At 35.0% G+C, this 22,346-nt stretch carries 21 protein-coding genes; 5 read left to right on the forward strand and 16 right to left on the reverse strand.

The window, feature by feature from the left end:
* Positions 1–122: 122 nt before the first annotated feature.
* On the forward strand, positions 123–1,400 hold the full coding sequence (locus UtA1_RS16390) for a nucleotide sugar dehydrogenase (protein ID WP_096552252.1): 1,278 nt from the start codon (positions 123–125) through the stop codon (positions 1,398–1,400).
* 245 nt (positions 1,401–1,645) lie between these two features.
* Here the strand turns inward: UtA1_RS16390 and UtA1_RS18105 are convergent, their stop codons facing one another.
* The 10 genes from UtA1_RS18105 to UtA1_RS16440 form a co-directional block, all read right to left on the reverse strand.
* The gene (locus tag UtA1_RS18105; protein WP_126434575.1) at positions 1,646–1,699 is read right to left on the reverse strand and encodes a hypothetical protein; all 54 of its coding nucleotides are present in this window, start codon (positions 1,697–1,699) and stop codon (positions 1,646–1,648) included.
* Between the two features lie 24 nt (positions 1,700–1,723).
* Entirely contained in the window at positions 1,724–3,085 is a 1,362-nt protein-coding gene (locus tag UtA1_RS16400) for an IS4 family transposase (RefSeq protein WP_096550531.1), read from the reverse strand.
* Between the two features lie 152 nt (positions 3,086–3,237).
* Positions 3,238–4,059, reverse strand: coding sequence for an IS3 family transposase (locus tag UtA1_RS16405; RefSeq protein ID WP_096552254.1), 822 nt, complete (start codon positions 4,057–4,059; stop codon positions 3,238–3,240).
* On the reverse strand, positions 4,056–4,349 hold the full coding sequence (locus tag UtA1_RS16410) for a helix-turn-helix domain-containing protein (protein WP_172597841.1): 294 nt from the start codon (positions 4,347–4,349) through the stop codon (positions 4,056–4,058). Before UtA1_RS16410 ends, UtA1_RS16405 begins: the two co-directional genes overlap by 4 nt.
* 420 nt (positions 4,350–4,769) lie before the next feature.
* Entirely contained in the window at positions 4,770–5,642 is an 873-nt protein-coding gene (locus UtA1_RS16415) for an IS3 family transposase (RefSeq protein ID WP_096550742.1), read from the reverse strand.
* Entirely contained in the window at positions 5,639–5,932 is a 294-nt protein-coding gene (locus UtA1_RS16420) for a helix-turn-helix domain-containing protein (RefSeq protein ID WP_172597841.1), read from the reverse strand. The genes UtA1_RS16415 and UtA1_RS16420 overlap by 4 nt, the downstream gene beginning before the upstream one ends.
* Before the next feature lie 488 nt (positions 5,933–6,420).
* Positions 6,421–7,530, reverse strand: coding sequence for a glycosyltransferase (locus UtA1_RS16425; RefSeq protein WP_096552256.1), 1,110 nt, complete (start codon positions 7,528–7,530; stop codon positions 6,421–6,423).
* Between the two features lie 28 nt (positions 7,531–7,558).
* Positions 7,559–9,265, reverse strand: coding sequence for a glycosyltransferase family 4 protein (locus UtA1_RS16430; RefSeq protein ID WP_172597893.1), 1,707 nt, complete (start codon positions 9,263–9,265; stop codon positions 7,559–7,561).
* A 123-nt stretch (positions 9,266–9,388) separates the two neighbouring features.
* Positions 9,389–10,489, reverse strand: a complete 1,101-nt coding sequence (locus UtA1_RS16435; protein ID WP_096552260.1) for a DUF1648 domain-containing protein — start codon at positions 10,487–10,489, stop codon at positions 9,389–9,391.
* Positions 10,490–10,501: 12 nt separating this feature from the next.
* Positions 10,502–10,882, reverse strand: coding sequence for a GntR family transcriptional regulator (locus tag UtA1_RS16440; protein WP_016837886.1), 381 nt, complete (start codon positions 10,880–10,882; stop codon positions 10,502–10,504).
* A 457-nt stretch (positions 10,883–11,339) separates the two neighbouring features.
* On the opposite strand from UtA1_RS16440, the gene UtA1_RS16445 reads away from it, so the two are divergent.
* From UtA1_RS16445 to UtA1_RS16455, 3 genes are all read left to right on the forward strand, one after another.
* The gene (locus tag UtA1_RS16445) at positions 11,340–12,566 is read left to right on the forward strand and encodes a saccharopine dehydrogenase family protein (RefSeq protein WP_016837887.1); all 1,227 of its coding nucleotides are present in this window, start codon (positions 11,340–11,342) and stop codon (positions 12,564–12,566) included.
* Positions 12,566–13,705, forward strand: coding sequence for a carboxynorspermidine decarboxylase (gene nspC / locus UtA1_RS16450; RefSeq protein ID WP_096552262.1), 1,140 nt, complete (start codon positions 12,566–12,568; stop codon positions 13,703–13,705). The genes UtA1_RS16445 and nspC overlap by 1 nt, the downstream gene beginning before the upstream one ends.
* Positions 13,706–14,230: 525 nt before the next feature.
* Complete coding sequence (locus UtA1_RS16455; RefSeq protein ID WP_016837889.1) at positions 14,231–14,410, forward strand: SE1561 family protein; 180 nt, start codon at positions 14,231–14,233, stop codon at positions 14,408–14,410.
* A gap of 112 nt (positions 14,411–14,522) precedes the next feature.
* On the opposite strand, the gene ltrA is transcribed toward UtA1_RS16455, so the two are convergent.
* Positions 14,523–15,785, reverse strand: a complete 1,263-nt coding sequence (ltrA, locus tag UtA1_RS16460; RefSeq protein ID WP_096552415.1) for a group II intron reverse transcriptase/maturase — start codon at positions 15,783–15,785, stop codon at positions 14,523–14,525.
* Between the two features lie 620 nt (positions 15,786–16,405).
* On the opposite strand from ltrA, the gene UtA1_RS16465 reads away from it, so the two are divergent.
* Positions 16,406–16,609, forward strand: coding sequence for an SE1561 family protein (locus tag UtA1_RS16465; protein WP_096552264.1), 204 nt, complete (start codon positions 16,406–16,408; stop codon positions 16,607–16,609).
* A 167-nt stretch (positions 16,610–16,776) separates the two neighbouring features.
* On the opposite strand, the gene UtA1_RS16470 is transcribed toward UtA1_RS16465, so the two are convergent.
* From UtA1_RS16470 to UtA1_RS16490, 5 genes are read right to left on the reverse strand one after another with little or no spacing between them, the layout of a single operon-like run.
* Positions 16,777–17,493, reverse strand: a complete 717-nt coding sequence (locus UtA1_RS16470) for a 5-oxoprolinase subunit PxpA (RefSeq protein ID WP_096552266.1) — start codon at positions 17,491–17,493, stop codon at positions 16,777–16,779.
* Positions 17,483–18,352, reverse strand: a complete 870-nt coding sequence (locus tag UtA1_RS16475) for a 5-oxoprolinase subunit C family protein (protein ID WP_096552267.1) — start codon at positions 18,350–18,352, stop codon at positions 17,483–17,485. The genes UtA1_RS16470 and UtA1_RS16475 overlap by 11 nt, the downstream gene beginning before the upstream one ends.
* Positions 18,328–19,050: a 5-oxoprolinase subunit PxpB gene (gene pxpB / locus UtA1_RS16480; RefSeq protein WP_096552269.1), complete on the reverse strand. Its 723-nt coding sequence runs from the start codon at positions 19,048–19,050 to the stop codon at positions 18,328–18,330. Before pxpB ends, UtA1_RS16475 begins: the two co-directional genes overlap by 25 nt.
* The gene (locus UtA1_RS16485; RefSeq protein WP_096552271.1) at positions 19,040–19,645 is read right to left on the reverse strand and encodes a pyroglutamyl-peptidase I; all 606 of its coding nucleotides are present in this window, start codon (positions 19,643–19,645) and stop codon (positions 19,040–19,042) included. Before UtA1_RS16485 ends, pxpB begins: the two co-directional genes overlap by 11 nt.
* The gene (locus UtA1_RS16490; RefSeq protein WP_172597894.1) at positions 19,642–22,296 is read right to left on the reverse strand and encodes a M14 family metallopeptidase; all 2,655 of its coding nucleotides are present in this window, start codon (positions 22,294–22,296) and stop codon (positions 19,642–19,644) included. Before UtA1_RS16490 ends, UtA1_RS16485 begins: the two co-directional genes overlap by 4 nt.
* Positions 22,297–22,346: the final 50 nt, after the last annotated feature.

Raw genomic sequence — 22,346 nt, forward strand, 5'->3', positions numbered from 1 at the left:
AAGATGAGAAACTCTTACACCATCGACAACTTTTATACATATGATTTATGTGATGGAAAGAAAATAGAGTTTTTTTAGGATTGAACTCTGCAAAGTTGTTAAGGTAAAAAGGAGTTGAATGTATGAAAACTGTTACTGTTGTTGGGTTAGGTAAAATTGGATTACCACTTGCAGCAGTTGTTGCAAACTCTGGGCATTTCAATGTCATTGGCGCCGATAAAAACGAAAAAGTCATTGAAACTGTGAATAGAGGAATTTCACATATTCAAAATGAACCAGGATTAGATCAGCTATTATATGAAGCATGGAAAGCGGGGACATTTCGAGCCACAGTTGATACGACTAAAGCAGTGAAACAATCTGATGTGGTTATTGTCATTGTACCCGTATTAGTAAATGAACAAGGAACAATCAACTATGAATTCATTGACTCAGCTGTAGAAGATATCGGAAAAGGGATTCGTAAAGGAACGCTAGTTATTTTTGAAACAACATTACCTGCTGGAGATACTAGAAACCGTTTTGGCAAAAGAATCGCCGAGCTTTCAGGATTAACATTAGGAACGGATTTCCATTTAGGCTATAGTCCTGAAAGAGTTTACTCAAATCGTATTATTCAAGACCTTTCTAACTATCCAAAAGTGGTCAGCGGTGATAACGAAAAAAGTCTAGAATTAGTCATATCCTTTTATAAAAAAGCTTTAAACTGTGACATCATGCCTGTCAGCAATTTAGAGACCGCTGAATTTACAAAAGTAGTTGAATCCGTTTACCGTGATGTTAATATTGCATTAGCGAACGAACTGGCTGTATATGCTGACTCATTAGGAGTTAACATTAAGGAAGTAATTCAAGCAGCAAATAGCCAGCCTTTTTCCCATCTTCACTTTCCTGGTGTCGGAGTAGGCGGCCATTGTATTCCGGTTTATCCTTACTTTTTTATTAACAATGGTTTAAGTGATGGACTGGTACCTCTTTCAAGGGAAATAAATGACAAAATGGCTAAATATGCTGTTGATCAAGTGGAAGAATATTTCTCAACTCTTGAAAATAAAAACATTCTCATTTTAGGACTTTCATTCCGAGAAAATGTGAAAGAAACTACAAAATCTTCTACTCTTCTGCTTGCAAATGAATTGAAAAAAAGAGGTTCTACAGTATATGTTGACGATCCTCTTTACACTGCAGAAGAAATTGCTGCTTTTCAAGTAAAGCCTTTTTCTATAGAAAATCGTGAAAAGATTGATTCTATCATTCTTCAAGCTTTTCATGATCAATATAGAGATTTTAAATTTGAACTCTTCCCAAACTGTCAATTCGTTTTAGATGGAAGAAATGCTCTCAATCAGAAAAAGATTGAGAGTTTAGGAATGAAATATCGAGGAATTGGTGTACAGTAAAACGACATAAGCTGCTTCTGTAGAAGGAGGATCCTGCACTAACGAAAACGTTTCTGTACAGTACGAACTCTTTCCGTACGAGGAGGAGTACTATCCGCACTAGTAGCAGAATTATCCGCTTATGTGATACTCTATCCGCACGAGTAGATGCACTATCTGCACAAGTAGAAGTAACATCTGCACAAGTGGGAATGCTCATGCTCCTGTCAAGTAGACATTTTTATCCGCCCCGTATTAATCCAAATTTATGCTGCTTTTGTTCTATATTCCATCGGGCTCATTTTTAGTTTAGTTACGATACGTTTGGTGTTATAATAATTAACTCAACTTTCGCACACAGATATTGTCAGACATCCCTTGATGTAATTGGGTAAAGACGCAATCCATTCTTGTACTTTACTTTTAAATAATTCCATGTTCAAACAAACATTAGCTTCTGCTAATGTTTGGAAGATCGCTAATAATTGATTCAATGCACTCTCTAGATTCATATCTTTTACATCTTCACATAATAGAAAAAAGAGATTTCCAATCGTTTTAGGATCGTTGTTTTGTCTACGCTCCCACTCTAAGAGTATAAAGCGAGTAAACACAATCGTTGTATGACTAATCAACAGATCATACGAACGACCTTGAAATTCTTTTGCTAGGTTAAGCAATGATTTGGTACACTTGAAAAATGTTTCGATGTCCCAGCGCATCCCGTAAATACGCACAATTTCTTCATCTGAAAGTGTGGTATCTGTACTCAAAATGGCTAACCATTCACTCTTTTTATTGCGGTTACGCACGAATACAATCTTGACTTGTCGTCCTTTTGCAAGATGAACATGGATCGAACCGAGTAGGTCTTTCTTTTCCATGGTACGCTTTGCTTTTTTAAAGAGTTCATCCAGAGTATGGGCTTCACCATCTATGAAATAACGTTGTTTTAGCTGCTTGACCATACCAATGACAAATAAACCTTTATCCGTGATTTTTTCAATCAAAGGCTCATGCGTAAACCAAGTATCCATTAACACATAATCAGCTGTAATTCCTGCATTTAAGGCATGATCCAATAAAGCAGAGACAACGCTTGGCTTATCTTGTTGTGCTTCAAGACGACGCTTGTAGCCGGAAGTGCGTTTATCAATGGATTCATCGACCCCGTTAAGTTGATTTTCCTTTTTCGCTGAACTCAATAAAGCAAAGTCTACAGGTAGAAAAGAATATCCATCAGACCAACCAAGAGTAAGCAACTGAAACCCCTTATAGAATCGTTTCTCTGTATGATCAAATACTCGTGAAAGAAGTTCAACAGACTTGCTTCGGTTGCGTGAAAAGAGTGAATCATCAACAATAAACACCTTCACTCTGTTGTTTGATGTAAGCTTTTTTATACGTCCAGTAAGATCTTGACATAAGGAAAGTAAAAAAGTTCGCCAAGCATAAGTAGATGAATTTAGAAAACGGTAGATCGTATCTTTTTTAGGTAAGTCCACGGCTTTCTTACTTTGAAGTGCTTGAAACCAATTTTTATATTGGAAAACAAGCAAAAAAATAAGACGGAAAATAGATAAGCATGAATAACCAAATCCCTTAGTAATTCTCGCTTTTCTCAAATGTTTGCCTATATTTAATTCAGAAAATCTTCGTTCAAGTTCTTTTGGTAGTTGTGCAAAAGTATCTTTTTTCGTTATCATAATGATGACACCTTCTTTGGTATTTGGTTTGATCACCATAATTTTACCAAAAGATAGGTGTCTTTTTCTTTTAAAAAAATAAAATCAATAAAAAACAAGAGAAATAATGAAAGACGATATAAAACAGTCATATCAAGAGTTGCAATAAGATATTACTCTGCGAAAGTTGAGTAATTAATATAGTTTTCTACTGCTTCGTAAATTTCTCGTACAGTTTCGGGTTGACTAAAACATCCAAGTTCAACCTTCAGATGACTAAAGAAATTTTCAATGCAGGCATTGTCCCAGCAGTTGCCTCTGCGGGACATGGATTGAGTTATCTCCATCTCACGGAGATACTCTTGATAATCGGGATTAGTAAAGTGAGTGCCTTGGTCACTATGGAGAATCGCTCCTTTACTATATCCCCTTTTTTTAAGCATTTCTAAGGCGCGATACACTAATTTCATTTCCAAACTTGTCCCCATTGAATAAGCCACGATTTCCTCATTAAATAAGTCTTTAATGGCACAGAGATATACCCATTTTTGACGTCCTCTTTTCACGCGAATATACGTAATATCAATGGAAAACTTTACTCCTTCTCGAATGGCTTTGAAGTTACGGCTAAGAAGATTGGGAATTTTTCCATGAACACTTGGACGATATCTAAATTTCTTTTGGCGAATTTTGCATACCAATCCATATTTCCTCATTAAACGGGCAATCCGTTTTTCATTGATGACTAACCCATATTGTCTTTCCAATTCAATTTTGATTCGTTTTCTCCCCACAGTACCACGGTGATCGTTAAACACCTTTAGGATATAAGGGATTAACCGTTCATCAATTTGATCACGATGTTTTTCTCCATTTCTCTTTAACCATTTATAATAACCCGCACGGGATACATTGGCGATTTCCGCTAAAATAGAAATCGGATATTGTTCTGCGTAAGCGTGAATAAAGGCAAATTGTTGTTCTTTATCATTCACCCCTTTCTTAGATCTAACAACTTTTTTAAGTATTCGTTCTCCAACTGTAATAGAAGATATTTTTCTTCCAAAGATTTTTCAACAGGCGACTGTTTCTGTTTAGCTACTTTTTCTCTTTTGGTTAAGAGAGCTTCATAGCCTCCTTCTTTCACAATTTTCACCCATTCAGAGACTCTTCTCCGATGAATGTTATATATTTTAGCTACCTCTGTGGAAGAATACCCTTCGAAATATTTTTCAATGACTTGTTTTTTGAATTCAAATGTGTAATATCGATATTTTTTCGCCATTTCCATATCCTCCATTCATGTACGAAGTACGCCACCATTGACACCTACCTGATTGTCCGTAGTGATTGTAGATTGCAGATGATCTCAAAAAATAGCTCCTTGCGCTCACTCCGTTTGTCATTGTACTACGGACAAATCGCTTCTAAGTACTTGTTGGCGGGGCCCCGACCCCATCCACCAAGTACTAAGAATCGTGGTAGGTGTCAATGGCATTGCAGCTACGCTGTGGCTTTTTAATAAACCCAATAAATTCCCACATTTTATATTTATTATGCTCATCTTATGGGCGCTTTAATGTGTAAACTTTACAGGTATAATAGCAAAACGCAATTCGCACAAGTAGAAACATTATCCGCACAAGTAGAAATGCTCATGCTCCTGTCAAGTAGACATTTTTATCCGCCCCGTATTAATCCAAATTTATGCTGCTTTTGTTCTATATTCCATCGGGCTCATTTTTAGTTTAGTTACGATACGTTTGGTGTTATAATAATTAATATAGTTTTCTACTGCTTCGTAAATTTCTCGTACAGTTTCGGGTTGACTAAAACATCCAAGTTCAACCTTCAGATGACTAAAGAAATTTTCAATGCAGGCATTGTCCCAGCAGTTGCCTCTGCGGGACATGGATTGAGTTATCTCCATCTCACGGAGATACTCTTGATAATCGGGATTAGTAAAGTGAGTGCCTTGGTCACTATGGAGAATCGCTCCTTTACTATATCCCCTTTTTTTAAGCATTTCTAAGGCGCGATACACTAATTTCATTTCCAAACTTGTCCCCATTGAATAAGCCACGATTTCCTCATTAAATAAGTCTTTAATGGCACAGAGATATACCCATTTTTGACGTCCTCTTTTCACGCGAATATACGTAATATCAATGGAAAACTTTACTCCTTCTCGAATGGCTTTGAAGTTACGGCTAAGAAGATTGGGAATTTTTCCATGAACACTTGGACGATATCTAAATTTCTTTTGGCGAATTTTGCATACCAATCCATATTTCCTCATTAAACGGGCAATCCGTTTTTCATTGATGACTAACCCATATTGTCTTTCCAATTCAATTTTGATTCGTTTTCTCCCCACAGTACCACGGTGATCGTTAAACACCTTTAGGATATAAGGGATTAACCGTTCATCAATTTGATCACGATGTTTTTCTCCATTTCTCTTTAACCATTTATAATAACCCGCACGGGATACATTGGCGATTTCCGCTAAAATAGAAATCGGATATTGTTCTGCGTAAGCGTGAATAAAGGCAAATTGTTGTTCTTTATCATTCACCCCTTTCTTAGATCTAACAACTTTTTTAAGTATTCGTTCTCCAACTGTAATAGAAGATATTTTTCTTCCAAAGATTTTTCAACAGGCGACTGTTTCTGTTTAGCTACTTTTTCTCTTTTGGTTAAGAGAGCTTCATAGCCTCCTTCTTTCACAATTTTCACCCATTCAGAGACTCTTCTCCGATGAATGTTATATATTTTAGCTACCTCTGTGGAAGAATACCCTTCGAAATATTTTTCAATGACTTGTTTTTTGAATTCAAATGTGTAATATCGATATTTTTTCGCCATTTCCATATCCTCCATTCATGTACGAAGTACGCCACCATTGACACCTACCTGATTGTCCGTAGTGATTGTAGATTGCAGATGATCTCAAAAAATAGCTCCTTGCGCTCACTCCGTTTGTCATTGTACTACGGACAGATCGATTCTAAGTACTTGTTGGCGGGGCCCCGACCCCATCCACCAAGTACTAAGAATCGTGGTAGGTGTCAATGGCATTGCAGCTACGCTGTGGCTTTTTAATAAACCCAATAAATTCCCACATTTTATATTTATTATGCTCATCTTATGGGCGCTTTAATGTGTAAACTTTACAGGTATAATAGCAAAACATTATCCGCACAAGTTGAATCTTTATCTGCACTTGTGGATACTCTATCTGCACGAGTAGATGTTAGATCTGTCTAACCTTTAAAAAAAAGAGCGAAGGGGAAATTTTTCATCGTTTCCTTCCATTCGCTCTTTTTTGACGACCTTTTTTATTAAAAACTTTTTTATCTGAAATGATCCACATGTTTATCAATAATATTATACCCTTTCAATATGCCAATGATTTTTAAATTTTTCACAGGCGTATGATAGTTTGGTGATAGTTGCAGTGCTTTTATAAAGTGCTCATAGGCCGTATTATAATTCTTCATATGGAGAAACGCTTCCCCAAGATAATTCTCCTCAATATGATTGCGATCCGTAATTTGCTGAAAATGATGGACAGCATGCCTATAATTATTTTCAACTAACCCCTTCATTCCTTCAAAAAAGTGACGATCCCTTTCTGTTTTAACTAATGGTATTGCCTCATGAAAGAGAGAAAATCCCTCTTGTTTCATCCATCTTCGTGATAAGGCAAGCCCTGCAATCAATTTTGCTGTTAATAAATTGTTTTCCTCTCCTTTTTCATTGACTTCGTTAAGACTCATCAAATCTTCATCTTGAATATTTAAACGGATATGCCTCGCTAATTCTTCATAACTTCTATTCTTCGTAATATTTGCTTGATGTCTTCTATAGATATACAACGGTTCAGGAACATGGGAAGAACGCCATTTTTCTTTCGCCACTTTTAAGATAAAATCTGTATCGGAACCAACTTTGATGCTTTCATCAAAATAAATATGCTCTACAGCTTCCCTTCTAAATAGGATGGTTCCATTATTAAATGGGGTACCAACATTAAGGAAAAATGAATAAATATCATTCGGAGAAATATTTGCAGCTTGCCAATAACTAAAAGGAGAATTATGTTCCGTAATAAGCAACATATCGGAATGAACATACCCAATTTGCTCACAGCAAAATTCAGCTAATAATCGCTCAAATCGATTGGGCAAAGACAAATCATCTGCGCCATGAAAAGTAATATAATCACCCTTAGCAATTTTTAATCCTTCATTAAAGGCAGCGGCAACTCCTTTGTTGGTCTCGTGCTTTACATAACGTATCCGTTCATCATTAAATGACAATATAATCTCTTCACTATTGTCCGTCGAACCATCATTCACTACGATTAACTCAATATTCCTTTCAGTTTGCTGCAATATACTAGCAATCGAATCTTTTACATAATGACCAGCATTATAGACTGGTAAAATGACACTGATCATCTGTCCACCTCTTTCCTAATTTATCCCCCTATACTGTTGAAACAATGTTAAAGAAAAATTCGGGATAGGATGTGGCATCACCTAATATTTTAAGGTTGTAAATCGGTTTTAAATTGTCCTTATCCTTTCCTTCCAATAGAAGAGATAATTTATATAAATCTGCATTATATGGATGTTTTGTCATTAATTCTTTTAATCTTCTCTTTGCTTCTTCTTTTCTTTGCAATCTCATTAACGTCAATATAACCCATTTTTCAGCTACGGCTTGCTCCTTCTCATCTCCGTTTTTCTGTAACGCCAAAAATTCTTCTAACGCTTGCTCAAATAGTTTTAAAAGAAAAGACTGATAACCCTTCAGATTATAGAGTTGAAACTTATTATCTGGACGTACAGGACAAAAACATGTTTCTACCAAGCCATCTTCAACCTCTTTTCGAACTGCTGCTACTTCCCATCGTGCAATTGTAGGAATTTTATCGATTTGATAAATGACAGGTACTTTCACAATATCAGCATTTGTAACAAGGAGGAATTTTTCTAATCTCTTATAATCATCATGGTTGAAACAATTTTCTTGATGAATCATGATATTCCAATCGCTTAATTTATTTCGTGGTTGAACTTTAAAGGATGCAATTTCTTGATAATAATGCAAAATATTTTCAATAATTTTATTCCAGTTATATTGTTTTGCCGTCTCTAATCCGTTATGAATTAACTTTTCCTTCAATTCTTGGTTTGTAAGCAATTCTTTAATTTTTTCCGCCATATCTTCTGAATCCTTCATACGGCAAATTAATGCATTTTTTTGATGTACTGCATATTCTAATGCCCCTTTGTTATCCGTCGTTACAACTGGACATCCACATGCCATCGCCTCTAGTGGAGGCAAGGAAAAGCTTTCATAAGTAGAGCCAGATACATATAAAGCAGCACCTCGATATAAAGAAGCAATCTTTTCTTGTGTTGGACTAACAAAATACTTCGTTACTCTTTGTTTCATTTTTTCTGACGGTGTTTCAGGTGTAATCCAATATAAATCAAGTGCAATTTCATTTTTGAGCTTTTCATAAGCATCCATAATATAGGAGATTCCTTTAAACGCAGTTCTTTCTCCTCCTACCATTAATAAATATGGATGCTCTCCTTCCTCCCGATGGCCTTCACGAGTAAAAATATGTTCATCAACTGCATTGGGATATACTTTCGCTTCTCTGCCATAAATAGCTTCAATTAAATCAGCAGCTTGTTGAGAAACAGTATAAATAAAAGAAGGTAATTGAAATTGTTTCTGAATAAAATTCTTTAATGTTTGATTCATGTTGTCGTAATCAAATAAATGAAAATCACCTTGTTCAAAATAAACAACTGGGGCAATACCTGTTTCAATACATGGTTGAATATGATCCCAGTAAGTCGCTACAATCAAGTCGCAGTCTGGAATGCCTTTCGCTAATTCTAAATCAAAAGGAACTTTAATATAATCTGCTTCAATCGGAAACCAAGCCGGCTTTTCATAATGAGCAACGATTGTAACTTTTGCTCCAAGCCGTGTAAGTCTGTTTGCATGTTCAAATATAATTTTTGCACCGCCTGAGACACCTGTATGGGTCATAACGTAAACAATATGAAGCATTTCTTTTTTTTCATCATGCTTTGTTACGTTTTGCTCAAACGCATGAGAAACACGTGCTAATCGATGTTGGAACTCCAGGGATCTAAGTTTTTGTATCAACGTTTTCACCTTCATCACATAGTTCGTTCCACAGTATTTTATGTAGGTTTGACGTTAAAGTGAATATCATCTAACGATTAAAAAAAGTCATACCCTATTAACGAGTATGACTTGATATCTTAATTAATTGATCAACAATGTAATAATAAGAATAATCACTATTGGGACAATAAGAATAAGGAAACCAATTGGGTTAGCTAAATTAATCGTCCACCCTACACCAAATCGTTTCTCGACGAAAATCGATGGGTCATTTTTATTAAAATAAAACAAACCTGCTTTCCAATATTGATCATCATTCACATCCATAATTCCCTTTTCTAACGATGCTGGTGGCGTTTTATCCGAACGACCTACCTTTACTACAAGGACAATTGTTCCAGCTAAAATCAAAAATAAAAATCCAAAAGGCAAAATCGTTTTCAATATTGAATCGCCGAACAATTCCGGATGAATGGTCGTCAATTGGAAGAATGAAAACAACATTGTTAATAACAATACAGTGTAAAACGAAAACCAGCTAGTTGATTTTCTTAATGTTAATTGACGATTTTTCGAAGCAGTCAAGTTTGTGGCACTCAGCTTAATTCCAGAAAATTTCATTCCTATTTGTATTCCCAAAAACATCAATTGAAGCAACAGTAAAAATAGCAACATTTGAATAGCAGTCAAAGGTGTTTTTTCAGTAAAGGCATCTGGCTCTCCATTCAGTCCCCAATGAGTTGGAATTTGATTTGGCAATAAATCATATTGATAAAGCGTATAAACTATTAATCCAATAGTAATAACCATTGGGAATAAATAAATAAACCATGGTGGCAAATGATCTTCTGAACGAACAGATACATCAACTACTGACACTTGTTTCATTTGTTTCGTCCACTGCATTTCTTCTTTATATTGTTTCATTTTTTCTCGGAAGTAATAGAATAATGCTAAATTTACAAAAATAATTCCAAATTCAATGACAGTGCATACTAAAATCAATAATTCATCAGAAGGATTTTTTAGACTTATCCATGAGCAAAACATTAATATCATTAATAAAGAAAAAATTAAGGCCAATATAGAATATTGTTTTTTATAAGATACGACATAATCATCTTTTATATGTTGTTCAGGAATCATTACTCCAAAAACAACTGTTCTTTTAACTAAATATGGCACAATCGCTTGAATAACCCCTAAAAACAGTAAAATAGTCAATGAAATTAATAATGCCATTGCAATCCTCCTTTAAGGATTTTTTTTCATTTCATTTATAATTTTCTCAATTAAATCCACCAATTCTTCTTTCTCTATCCCTAATACAAGCCCTTCAGCAATTTGAGGCTTAAGCATCTGATAAAGCCTTTCATATGCTTCTTGATCTATATGGGAATGTCTCTTTATGACCGCACCTGATTTTGGCACAATTTCGATAATCCCTTTTTTTTCTAATTCGTGATAACTTTTATTGACTGTATGCATATTCACCCCCAAATCCGCTGCAAAAGCACGAACAGACGGAAGAAATTCCCCTGGTTTTAAATCACCTTTCGCAATCCCTTCAATAATTTGATTCGTTAATTGAATATAAATTGGTATATCTGAATCTGGTTCAATTCTAATGATCATATCCTCACCCCAATCTGTTCTACATTTATTATAACAAAATTGTTCTACTTTGTGTATAACAAATTTTTATTTCTTAGTAATTAAAAATTGACTAATTGCTAAAAAGCATGACTTCTCGGACTTATAGATATATTTTTCCTAGACAATATTTTTGCCGAAAGTTGCGAATACTTGAACCCATTTGACGAATTTCCCTGCTTAATTGACCAATTACAAACTCATAAATGTTGAATATTTTGTATCGTAAAATCTCACTCATTCCCATTTAAAAAGTAGACAACATATACTTCAGCCAATTAACAAATAAAATAAGAAGAAACTCAAATCTTATCTAGTTTTTTAATTGACTAAAATTTTTTTTATTTTCATTTAAAAAAGAATTGATACGAAAAAAATTATTATGTATAATCTAATTCATTGCTTAATACTATTTTTCCATTAAGGGGGTTATAAAGAATTGGGTAAAGCATTGATTATTGGTGCTGGCGGTGTAGCTAGTGTTGTGGTACACAAATGTGTGCAAAATTCAGACGTGTTCGAGGAAATTATGATTGCCAGTCGAACAAAGTCAAAATGTGACGCATTAAAGGAGAAACTCGACGGTGGCAAAACAATTATCCACACTGCTCAAGTAGATGCGGATAATGTTGACGAACTCGTTGAATTAATCAATGGTTTTAAACCAGATGTGGTAATTAACGTAGCATTACCATATCAAGACTTAACTATTATGGAAGCTTGTTTAGCTACAGGTGTTCACTACTTAGATACTGCTAACTACGAACCACCTGAAACAGCTAAATTTGAATATAAATGGCAATGGGCTTATAAAGAAAAATTTGAAAAAGCTGGAATCACTGCTGTATTAGGTTGTGGATTTGACCCAGGTGTAACAGGTGTTTTCACAGCTTACGCATTAAAACATCATTTTGATGAAATTCATTACATCGACATTTTAGATTGTAATGCAGGTGACCACGGCTTACCATTCGCGACTAACTTCAACCCTGAAATTAACATTCGCGAAATTACTTCTAATGGCCGCTACTGGAAAGATGGAGAATGGGTTGAAACTGAACCATTAGAATTTAAAGAAGTATATAACTTCCCTGAAGTAGGTCCAAAAGATATTTACCTTCTTTACCATGAAGAATTAGAATCTTTAGCAAAAAATGTTAAAGGCCTTAAACAAATTCGCTTCTGGATGACATTCTCAGAAAAATATTTAACGCACTTACGAGTACTTGAAAATGTTGGAATGACATCAATTGAACCGATTGAATTTGAAGGAAAAATGATTCAACCTCTTCAATTCTTAAAAGCAGTTCTACCTGATCCAGCGTCATTAGGACCTCGTACAAAAGGAAAAACAAATATCGGGTGTATTTTCCGCGGCGTAAAAGACGGCAAAGAAAAAACTTACTATTTATACAATGTATGTGACCACGAAGAATGCTATCGTGAAGTGGGAAGCCAAGCAATCTCTTATACAACTGGCGTTCCAGCGATGATTGGTGCAAGTCTTGTTATTAAAGGTCTATGGAAAAAACCTGGTGTTTGGAACGTAGAGGAATTCGATCCAGATCCATTCATGGAAGAATTAAATAAATGGGGACTTCCATGGAAAGAAAGCTTCGATCCAGAATTGCTTGAATTAGATCTAGAAAAACGTGAGGTAAAATAATGAAAGCGATTAACTGGAAAAGTGCACCATCCCCAAGTTATATTGTCGATGAACGCTTACTAAAACGGAATCTGGAGATATTGGATTCCGTCCAACAGCGTACAGGCTGCGATATATTGCTTGCGCTAAAAGGTTTTTCCATGTTTTCCACATTTCCTTTAGTGAGCAAATATTTGAAGGGGGTTACGGCAAGTTCCCTTTTTGAAGCCCGCTTAGGATACGAGGAATTTGGAAAAGAAGTGCATGCCTACTCACCAGCCTACGCTGAACATGAAATCGATGAATATTTGAAATATATCGACCATATCGTATTCAACTCTTTCAATCAATTAAATAAATATAAACAAAAGATTCAACAACTGGACAAGCACGTTTCCATCGGTTTGAGAGTGAACCCTGGTTATTCCGAAGTGGAAACGGCACTTTATGATCCATGTGCAATCAATTCAAGATTAGGAATTCCATTTGACCAATTCCGTCCAGATGAATTAGATGGTGTTGAAGGAATCCACTTCCATGCAATGTGTGAACAAAATTCAGACGTGCTTGAACGTATACTTCCACACTTTGAAGAAAAGTACGGGAAATACTTACACCAGATGAAATGGGTAAACTTTGGTGGCGGACATCATATTACACGAGAAGATTATGATATCGATAAACTAGTTGATCTGATTAACTATGTAAAAGACAAATATGATGTTCAAGTTATTCTTGAACCAGGTGAAGCGATTGCATTAAATACGGGCTACCTTGTTACAACTGTGCTTGATATCGTAAAAAATGGAATGGAAATCGCAATTCTCGATACATCGGCAACTTGTCATATGCCTGACGTATTGGAAATGCCTTACCGTCCTCAAATTATCGGTGCAAGTACACCAAACGATAAACCATACACATACCGACTTGGTGGTATGACATGCCTTGCAGGAGATGTTATTGGTGACTATTCATTCGATGAACCGCTAAAACCTGGAGACAAAATTGTATTTACTGATATGGCTCATTACACAATGGTGAAAAACCATATGTTTAACGGTGTAAACTTACCGAGCATTTGCTTATATAATGAAGAAGAAGGCATCAAAGTAATTAGACAGTTTAAGTACGAAGATTACCGTAATCGTTTATCGTAATTATTCAACACCAATTGGACTAGCCACCAATTGGTGTTTTTTTATACTGCCCTTATTTTCAGAAAACCCCTGTACCCATTAATTATGCTGTAAAAAATCGGCAACAATAAGAAAATAAAGGACAAAAACAACTCCTAAATTTTTTTAATCGTTTAATTGGAACCGGTATTAAAAAAACACAAAAATTAAAACCCTAGGATTGTGCATCGTTATTGATGCACATCAACTAGGGTTTATCGTTTACTTACCACCATTATTGTTGTATAAACAGTTTTCGGCAATTAGTCAGGCCGAAAGATTGTTTAAACTCCCTCCTTTGCAATTAGAGTGAGCGTGTTCTTTTCGACCATCCCCTTTACGAATTGTTAATTATAATTTAACACAACACTTCATTTTTGTAAATATTCTGAATAATAAAAATAAAATTAATTCTAAATACCTATTATTTTCAATTTAAAACTTTATTCTTTTATTGCAATTATCGCTGTTTTTCGTTATGATGACCTAGACGAAAGAGGTGGAAACGTGAAACCAATTCAAGACAAAAACACACAAGTTAAATACTTAAAAGAGCGTTTAGAAATCTTCCTCGAAGTATTGGAAGCAATTGATGAAGAAACTGCGGGTATCGAAGACATTGATCGCTTAATTAAAATGATTGACGATATTGAAGAAAAAATCGAGCAGTTTAAACAAAGATCTTAACAAAACTGTTTATTTCCAAATTTAACAAACAAATCCAAATCGAGTAGGAGGGAGCGATTAACTCCCGTCCTCTCACACCACCGTACGTACGGTTCCGTATACGGCGGTTCAATTAAGATAATTGACGCAAGTTTTCATAACGAGCTTCAAGACTTTTCAGCCCTTGGTTTCTCCAATAGGAGTTACCAAGGGTTCTGTGTAATATTGGACTTTTTGAAATACGCCAATAACTCTTCCGAGTATTTCCCCATTCATACGCTTGCCATTGTGGTACGCCAAGTTGAATAAGGTTGCGTAACTTTGTTTTCGGTTTCTTCCAGTTCTTCCATAGACACATTCGAAGTCTTCTACGAATCCATTTATCTAATTCAGGGAATATAGATTTGGTGTCTGCTAACGCAAAATATCCACACCATCCCATTAGATATTGATTCAGTTTCTGAATGCGGTATTCCATCGGGTAGGGCATCTTGCGTGATGTGATTTCACGAACTTTATTCTTCATTCGTTTAAGGCTTTCTTTTGCGATACGAACCTTTGGCTCTTTATGATAGGTAAAGCTAAATCCTAGAAACTTACGTTTCCATGGACGGTCGACCGCTGATTTCTTTTCATTTACTTTCAGTCGTAGTTTTCCTTCAATAAATCGCTGGATACTTGCCATTGTGCGAAGTCCTGCTCGTTTACTTTTCACGTAAATGTTACAGTCATCCGCATATCGAACGAATTTGTGTCCTCTTCTTTCCAATTCTTTATCTAGTTCATCTAGTACAATGTTAGATAGTAGCGGACTTAATGGTCCTCCTTGTGGAGTTCCCTCAAATGTGTTTGACACCACACCATTAATCATGACGCCCGATTGTAAATACTTACGAATCAATTTCAGTAATGGTTTATCTTGGATTCTCTTCGCGAGTGTACCCATTAATCTGTCATGGTTGACCTTATCAAAGAATTTCTCCAAGTCCATATCTACAACCCATCGATGTCCATCTCTTATATATTCTTTCGCTTTCCTCACCGCATCATGGGCACTTCGGTTTGGTCTAAATCCGTAGCTGTTTTCAGAGAATGTAGGGTCATACACTTTTGAAAGTACTTGGGCGATTGCTTGTTGAATCAAACGGTCTGTTACGGTAGGGATTCCTAGTAAACGAACACCGCCATCAGGTTTCGGGATTTCGACTCTGCGGACTGGCATCGGTTCATAAGTTCCCTTGAGAATTGCTTCTTTAATCGATAGCCAGTTTTCAACTATGTGCTGTCGTAGATTTTGTACGGGCATCATATCTACTCCGTGGCTTCCTTTATTCTGTTCTACACGTTTTAGTGCTTGAAGCATGTTCTCCCGTGACAGGATTTGATTCAAAAGCATCGTTATTCTCCTTCCGTGAATAGCTGTTCTCTTTATGCCAGTGGTCACTCCACCCTCCAAGAGGTCCCCCACGGGATTCACCGCTTCCTCCCTCAAGTGAGGTACTACGTTTTCTGTGTTCATCATGACTCACTGAATGCCAAGGGCTATTCTCTCTTAATTGTTCGGTCCTTCTCAGTTGTTCTAGACCAACTAATACTATGACCTCTGCTGACTTCTGATGGTTCAGCTACTTATCACTAAGTAGGTTATGAAGTGTATTTCACGTATCCATCAGACCTCCCTGGGTAAGAATGTAATCTTTCCTTCCATCTATCTGCTTCATTTACTCTGTATCACCTTCGGCAGAAAGGACTTTGTTTTGTTGTGCAAACTCATCCAATGATACCTAGCCTTGTATGAAGTTCGTGTTCCTCAGACCGGAAGTTTGCCGCTCGCTTCCTTCAGATTCCGCGTCACCACAGACACCCTTGCGTTAAGCTAACCGTTACTTCTGCCTTCACGGCTCGGGACTTGCACCCTATAGATTACATCCATGCCAGGCGCACACATACTGTAAACACATTATTGCATGGACATCCATTATCCTTTATGATGTTCTAGGTGAAAGAGGTGGAAACGTGAAACCCATTAATGACAAAAACAGACAAGTCACATATTTAAAAGAACGTTTAGAAATATTCCTTGAAGTATTAGACGCTATTGACGCAGAAACAGCTGATGTAGAAGATATTGATCGACTCATTCAAATGATTGACGATATTGAAGATAAGCTGGAGCAATTTAAAATTCGTGATAATAATCAAAATGGCAACACCGATTAAAAGATATTAATTGTAAATCAACAAAAAAAGGAAGACCTGAATCAGTCTCTACAATCAATACTAGAAAACAGGTCTTCCTTATAAATTAAGCCTAGTCCTAAACATTTCCCCTCTAATCCTATTAAAGTATTCTTTTTTCAGCTTAAAGATAGCATCATTTTCAAATATTATTTTATATTTGCAATATTTTGTGCGAATTGTAAAGCGTTCTCCCCATCACCGTGAATGCAAATTGTATCTGCCTGAATGTCTATAAATTTATTATTAATCGTTAATATTTTTTTTGAACGCATTATTCTTTCCACATGTTTTAACATTTGACTATTGTCTTTTATTAATGCATTTGGATGCTTTCGATGAACAAGCGTTCCATCGTCATTATAATTTCGATCTGCAAATACTTCATGATACACTTCTATACCTTGCCGCTCAGCCATTTCTGCCATTAAACTCCCCGACAAACAGTATAAAATTAAATTCGAATTAAAATCCTTTACAGCTGAAATCACTGCATCTGCAATTATTTCGTCATTGGCACTTTGATTGTATAATGCACCGTGGGGCTTTACATGATGCAATTCTGCACCATTAGCATTTACAATTGCATTTAATGCGCCTAACTGATATAACAGCATTGTATAAATCTCCCTCGGTGACATATTCAATTCCCTTCTACCAAACCCTTGTAAATCAGGATAGCCTGGATGTGCGCCAATCTTCACATTATATTTTATCGCTAAATTAACTGTATCTTCCATAATAATTGGATCCCCTGCATGGAAGCCGCACGCTACATTAATTGAAGTTACGTAAGGTAAAATTTTTTCGTCGTTTGGCATTTTATAATTACCAAAACCTTCTCCTAGATCACAATTAATATCCATTTAACTCACCCACTATTTCAAATTGAACTTCATCAAACATTTTCGTCTGTACAAAGATCGGTAAGTCCTCTTCAACGATTGTTGCAATAATTGGATAACCGCCAATTGTTTGACTATCTGCCATCAAAACAACTGGTTGTCCATTTGACATAACTTGAATACTTCCGAATTGAGTTGCTTCTGACAAAATATCCTGCTCACAAGTACGTTTTAAACTAGCACCTTTCAAATAATATCCCATTCTGTTGCCACCAATATATTGAAACTTTTTCATAAACAACTCTTTACTTTCTTCATCAAATAAATCAAAGTGAGGTCCTTTATAGACTCTAATTTTATTTTTTGAATAATTAGGGATATATTTTGGATACAATCCTCTTATTTCACATTTTTCCACATTGTTTAATCTATTTAATATTGTACCTTCTCTACATTCCAGTCCCATATTCGCTAAATCATATGTAGAACGACTTCCTAAAATTAATTCATTTGCGAATCCGCCTAGCGCACTTAAATAAATAATATTTCCGTCTATAATTCTTTTAATTTCTAAACAGTCGTCTTTTTTTAATTCAAATGCTTTCCACAAAGGAATTAATTCACCATTTACATAACATTCAGCGTTTGGACCAGTAATAACATACGTGTTGTCTTGGAGTGCTTGAAACTTAAATCCACCAACAAATATTTCAAGAGAAGGACTATTTACTATATTCCCCAAAATATAATTGCCATAATAATGGGATACTCTGTCCATTGGACCTGATTGTGGAACACCAAATCTTCGATAACTAAATCTCCCTTGATCTTGTATAGAGGCATAAACCCCCATTTTTATAATTTTAAGTAGTCCTTCCATAGCTCCAACCCTCTTTCTTCTATTTTTTTAAACTCTGTTTTTGAAATTCGATCAATTCGAACTTTCACTTGAGGGCTAAAGAAAAAATAAGGTTTATACTGAAAATTAAATAATTGAACTGGAGTTCTGCCCAGAATATTCCAACCACCTGGAGATGACAATGAATAAATCCCTGTCTGTATCCCACCAATGCCGACAGAACCAGCTTCAACATTTTTTCTAGCTTTTGGTAATCTTGGTACCCTTAAACGTGCATCTAATATCCCTAAGTATGGAAAACCCGGCAAAAACCCCATAAGAAATACTTCATACGTCTTAGAACTATGAATATTAACGATTTCTTCATAACTAAGACCCGTATATTCTATGATTCTCTCCATATCAATAGCAAACTCTTCGTCATAACATACTGGAATAGTAATAATCTTTGATGATCTGTTTTGTTTTTGAATTGAGTGCTTTCTCCAATAATTCAAAACTTCGGTTACATTAAATTGATGTTTTGTTTTTAAATATACTGTAACCGTATGATATCCAGGAACTATCTCTATGAGATGCTTTCGAAAGTGAATATTTAACATCGACTCAAATGATTGTAATAAAGATAAGTTCTCATAAGAAATTTCTTCTTCAAATGAAAATCTTATAATATTTGGTGTGATCCAAAAAAACTTTGGCATAAATATATTAAGTTGCATTGATCGCTTCCTCTAGACATATTTTCACAGCTGAAAGCAAATCATGATTACTCCAACCTGGATATTTTCCATGTTTACAAGCTAATTCAAAATTCATCGGTATATGAATAAATCCGGCCAATATATTATGTTTCGTAGCATATTTCAAACCTTCATACATTACGTTATTACAAAGATACGTACCAGCACTATTAGAAATTTCAGCTGGATAACCCTCATTCAACAAACGATTTACCATTGCTCTAATTGGTAAGTTTGTTAAGTACGCGTCAGGACCTTCTTCATCTATTAATTCATCAATGGGTTGATAGCCTTGATTGTCCGCATCTCCATCTTTAATATTTATCGCGATTCGTTCAGGTGTTACTTTGTGACGACCTGCTGCAATTCCTAACGAAATAATCATGTCAGGCTTAATATCTTCTAACGCTTGTTTAAATTCTTCGATACCATCTTTGAAATCTACCTTTAACCCTTTACTTACGATTTTATAATCTCCAATAACCGTACCATTTAATTTTTCTACAATGTCCCAAGTTGGATTTACATGATAATCTAAAAATGGTTCAAACCCTGTTAGGAAAAGCTTTTTCATCTGTTTTTCCTCCTTAAACTAATTGGTCTGACTTTTTCGTATTTATTCAATAAGATGATAGGGGATTGATATACTGATTCCAAAATGGATTTGTTAAATAAATATTGTGCTTCTATACAACTTTCTAATTCTTCGCCATATAAAACTTCATCTGCTACTTCAGATGTGATATCTGCAGCAACCCAAGATGGATATCTAAAAATAGTAACCGCTGGATATTCGGGTGTTACTGTTAGTTCTGAATAAAAATTAATATTATCACTACCTTCTATCGGATACTTCTCTGGAGCAAACTGCGTTCCGTATTTGATATAACGATTTCTCCAATATTTATTTTCTTCTGCAAAGACAGTATCACGGAATAATTCATCTAATTGTTCTTCTATTATTTGTAAATTTTCTTTATGCACATCCGCATAGTCTGTTTTTATATAACGGCCAATACCATATACTTTAGCACTTGGTAAGTTATACGAAACTGGAAATAGTGGCGGTGTATTATAACCGGCAAACGGCTGTACCCATTCATGTGCTGGAATTCCATGATTGTCGATAACAATATCCGGTGCCCATTTTTTTAATAAGTTAGGCAGAACATCTGCTTCACCAAACTCAGTTTTTTGAAATTTTAGATGTGCGAATTCTAAACCTACTGCATTAAATCGTGCTGCATGATGCTTCCATTTTGGATGTTCTTTTGTTAATTCTCTTAATAACGCTTCACCATCAGGATTTGCATTTAAAATGACTATTACATTCAATTTATTTAAATAATCTACATACTCACTCTGCAATTTTTTTATTAACTTTTTTGCTGCTGGAATGCTAGAAACTTCATTTGCATGGTGACCGGTTTCAATTATGACTGTATGTTTCTCATTTGACTTTTTTATTCCGGATATAAAACTTTGCTCACTTCTAATTGTGCATTCCACCGCAAAAATAGGTCTACGTAAGTATGAATGATTAACATAAACAATTTTTGAAACGTTACTTTCTAGAGATTTTAAATCTTCTGAAATTGGTACAGGTTGAAGATCACTTAAGTTTAAGGGCTTGTTATTTAAAAAGTGGAATTGCTCCATTTCACCATGTTCATTGAATTTAATTAACTCTAAACAATCCTCCTGTTGTTCATCGGTAGTTACATACAGTGAAAATTCACCTGAAACATCTTCATATATTTCTTCTGACAAATACATTTTCGGAATAATTCCACCAGGTGAAGTATAAGGTTTACCGAATTTCTTTGAACCAAGAATTTTAAAGTACTCTAATAAATTAAAATACAAATCTTCATATAATGCCTCTAAAGAGGAGTTAAGCTCATTTTTAACTGGCAATTCTTCTTCAATGCCCGCACCTTTATAAACTATTTCAAGTTTTTCAAAAAGTGGACTTGTAATGCCATCCCCTTTTGATTGTTCAATGTAATATTCAATTTCTGGCATAATGTCATTTAACAAATACTCGTAAAAACTTTTTCTATCCGTATTTATAATCCATTGACCATCTTTACTACGAACTCCAGCTGTTGTGGGAGAAACATAATGTTGTCCATCTACATAATGGAAAGTATCGATTAATGGGGAAAACGTATGATAATTGTTCCCTATTACGACTTTGTAAATTTCTTCTTGTTCTTCAACTAAGTGAAATTGGATAGCATCTTTATCAATCTGAAAACGTTGTGCCAATAACTCATCGATTGGATATAATTCCATAATCCATCGATTTGCTAGTTCTAAATTTCCAGTTTGTGCTCCATTTTTACAGTAAATATCGATTTTCTCCACTTTATCGTATAGTGGAGCTACCTCTTCTAATAACCAATAAAAACCTGATTTAAAAGCACTATAAACTTTCACTTCACCCAACTTATTACATTCACTTTTTATACGTTGTTGGAAACTCTTTCGATTTTCTGCATTAGCAGTTACAAATACTTCAACATCTCCTTCCATGCCTTTAAGCTTGTCTAATAACCTAGTAGCTTCGGATTGAGAAGTCCACGTTTTGTGTAAAACTCTTTTTATTTCAGGTTGCACAAACAAATGATTTTTCCATGCGCCCCATATCCCCCCTTCACTGGTATGTACAACTTGAGCAATACTATTTAATGTTTTTTCCGCATGATTACTTTCTAATAAAAACGTATTTTTTGATTCTAAAGTGAATGTTTCATTTGAACCTTTAACAATTTTAAATTGTGCAGTTGCATTTGAATTATTGATAATTGGTAATCGCGCACTTGTTGAATATAATCCAAGTCTTAATACCATATAACAGATTGATTTCAATAGTTCTTTCGTTTTTGTTACTTTAATTTGAAAACTAAAATCTAAATGTTGTTTAGGATGAGCCTCTTGCTTATCACCTGTTCCATAGAATGTCCATAAGTGCTCCAACTCGCTATAAGTCACTTGTGTCTCTTCTTCTAGATTATTTGTTGGATAATCTTTAATAAAATCTCTTAACAGTTGGTCTAATTCAAAAATGGAATTATAGTAAATAGTTATACTATTTTCTTCATATAAAATAGATGTTTTAGTCGTTGGAACAATTTTTATTTTATTTTTTTGTCCTTTATCTTCAAATATATCTAGCTTTATTTCACTACTTAAAACACCTAAATATGCAATAAAATCCACTAGTCCTTCAGAAAAAAAAGATTCGTCATCCGGCAATTCAATATAAACAG

The organism is Ureibacillus thermosphaericus (assembly GCF_002370195.2).
In the GTDB taxonomy this organism is placed as follows: domain Bacteria; phylum Bacillota; class Bacilli; order Bacillales_A; family Planococcaceae; genus Ureibacillus; species Ureibacillus thermosphaericus.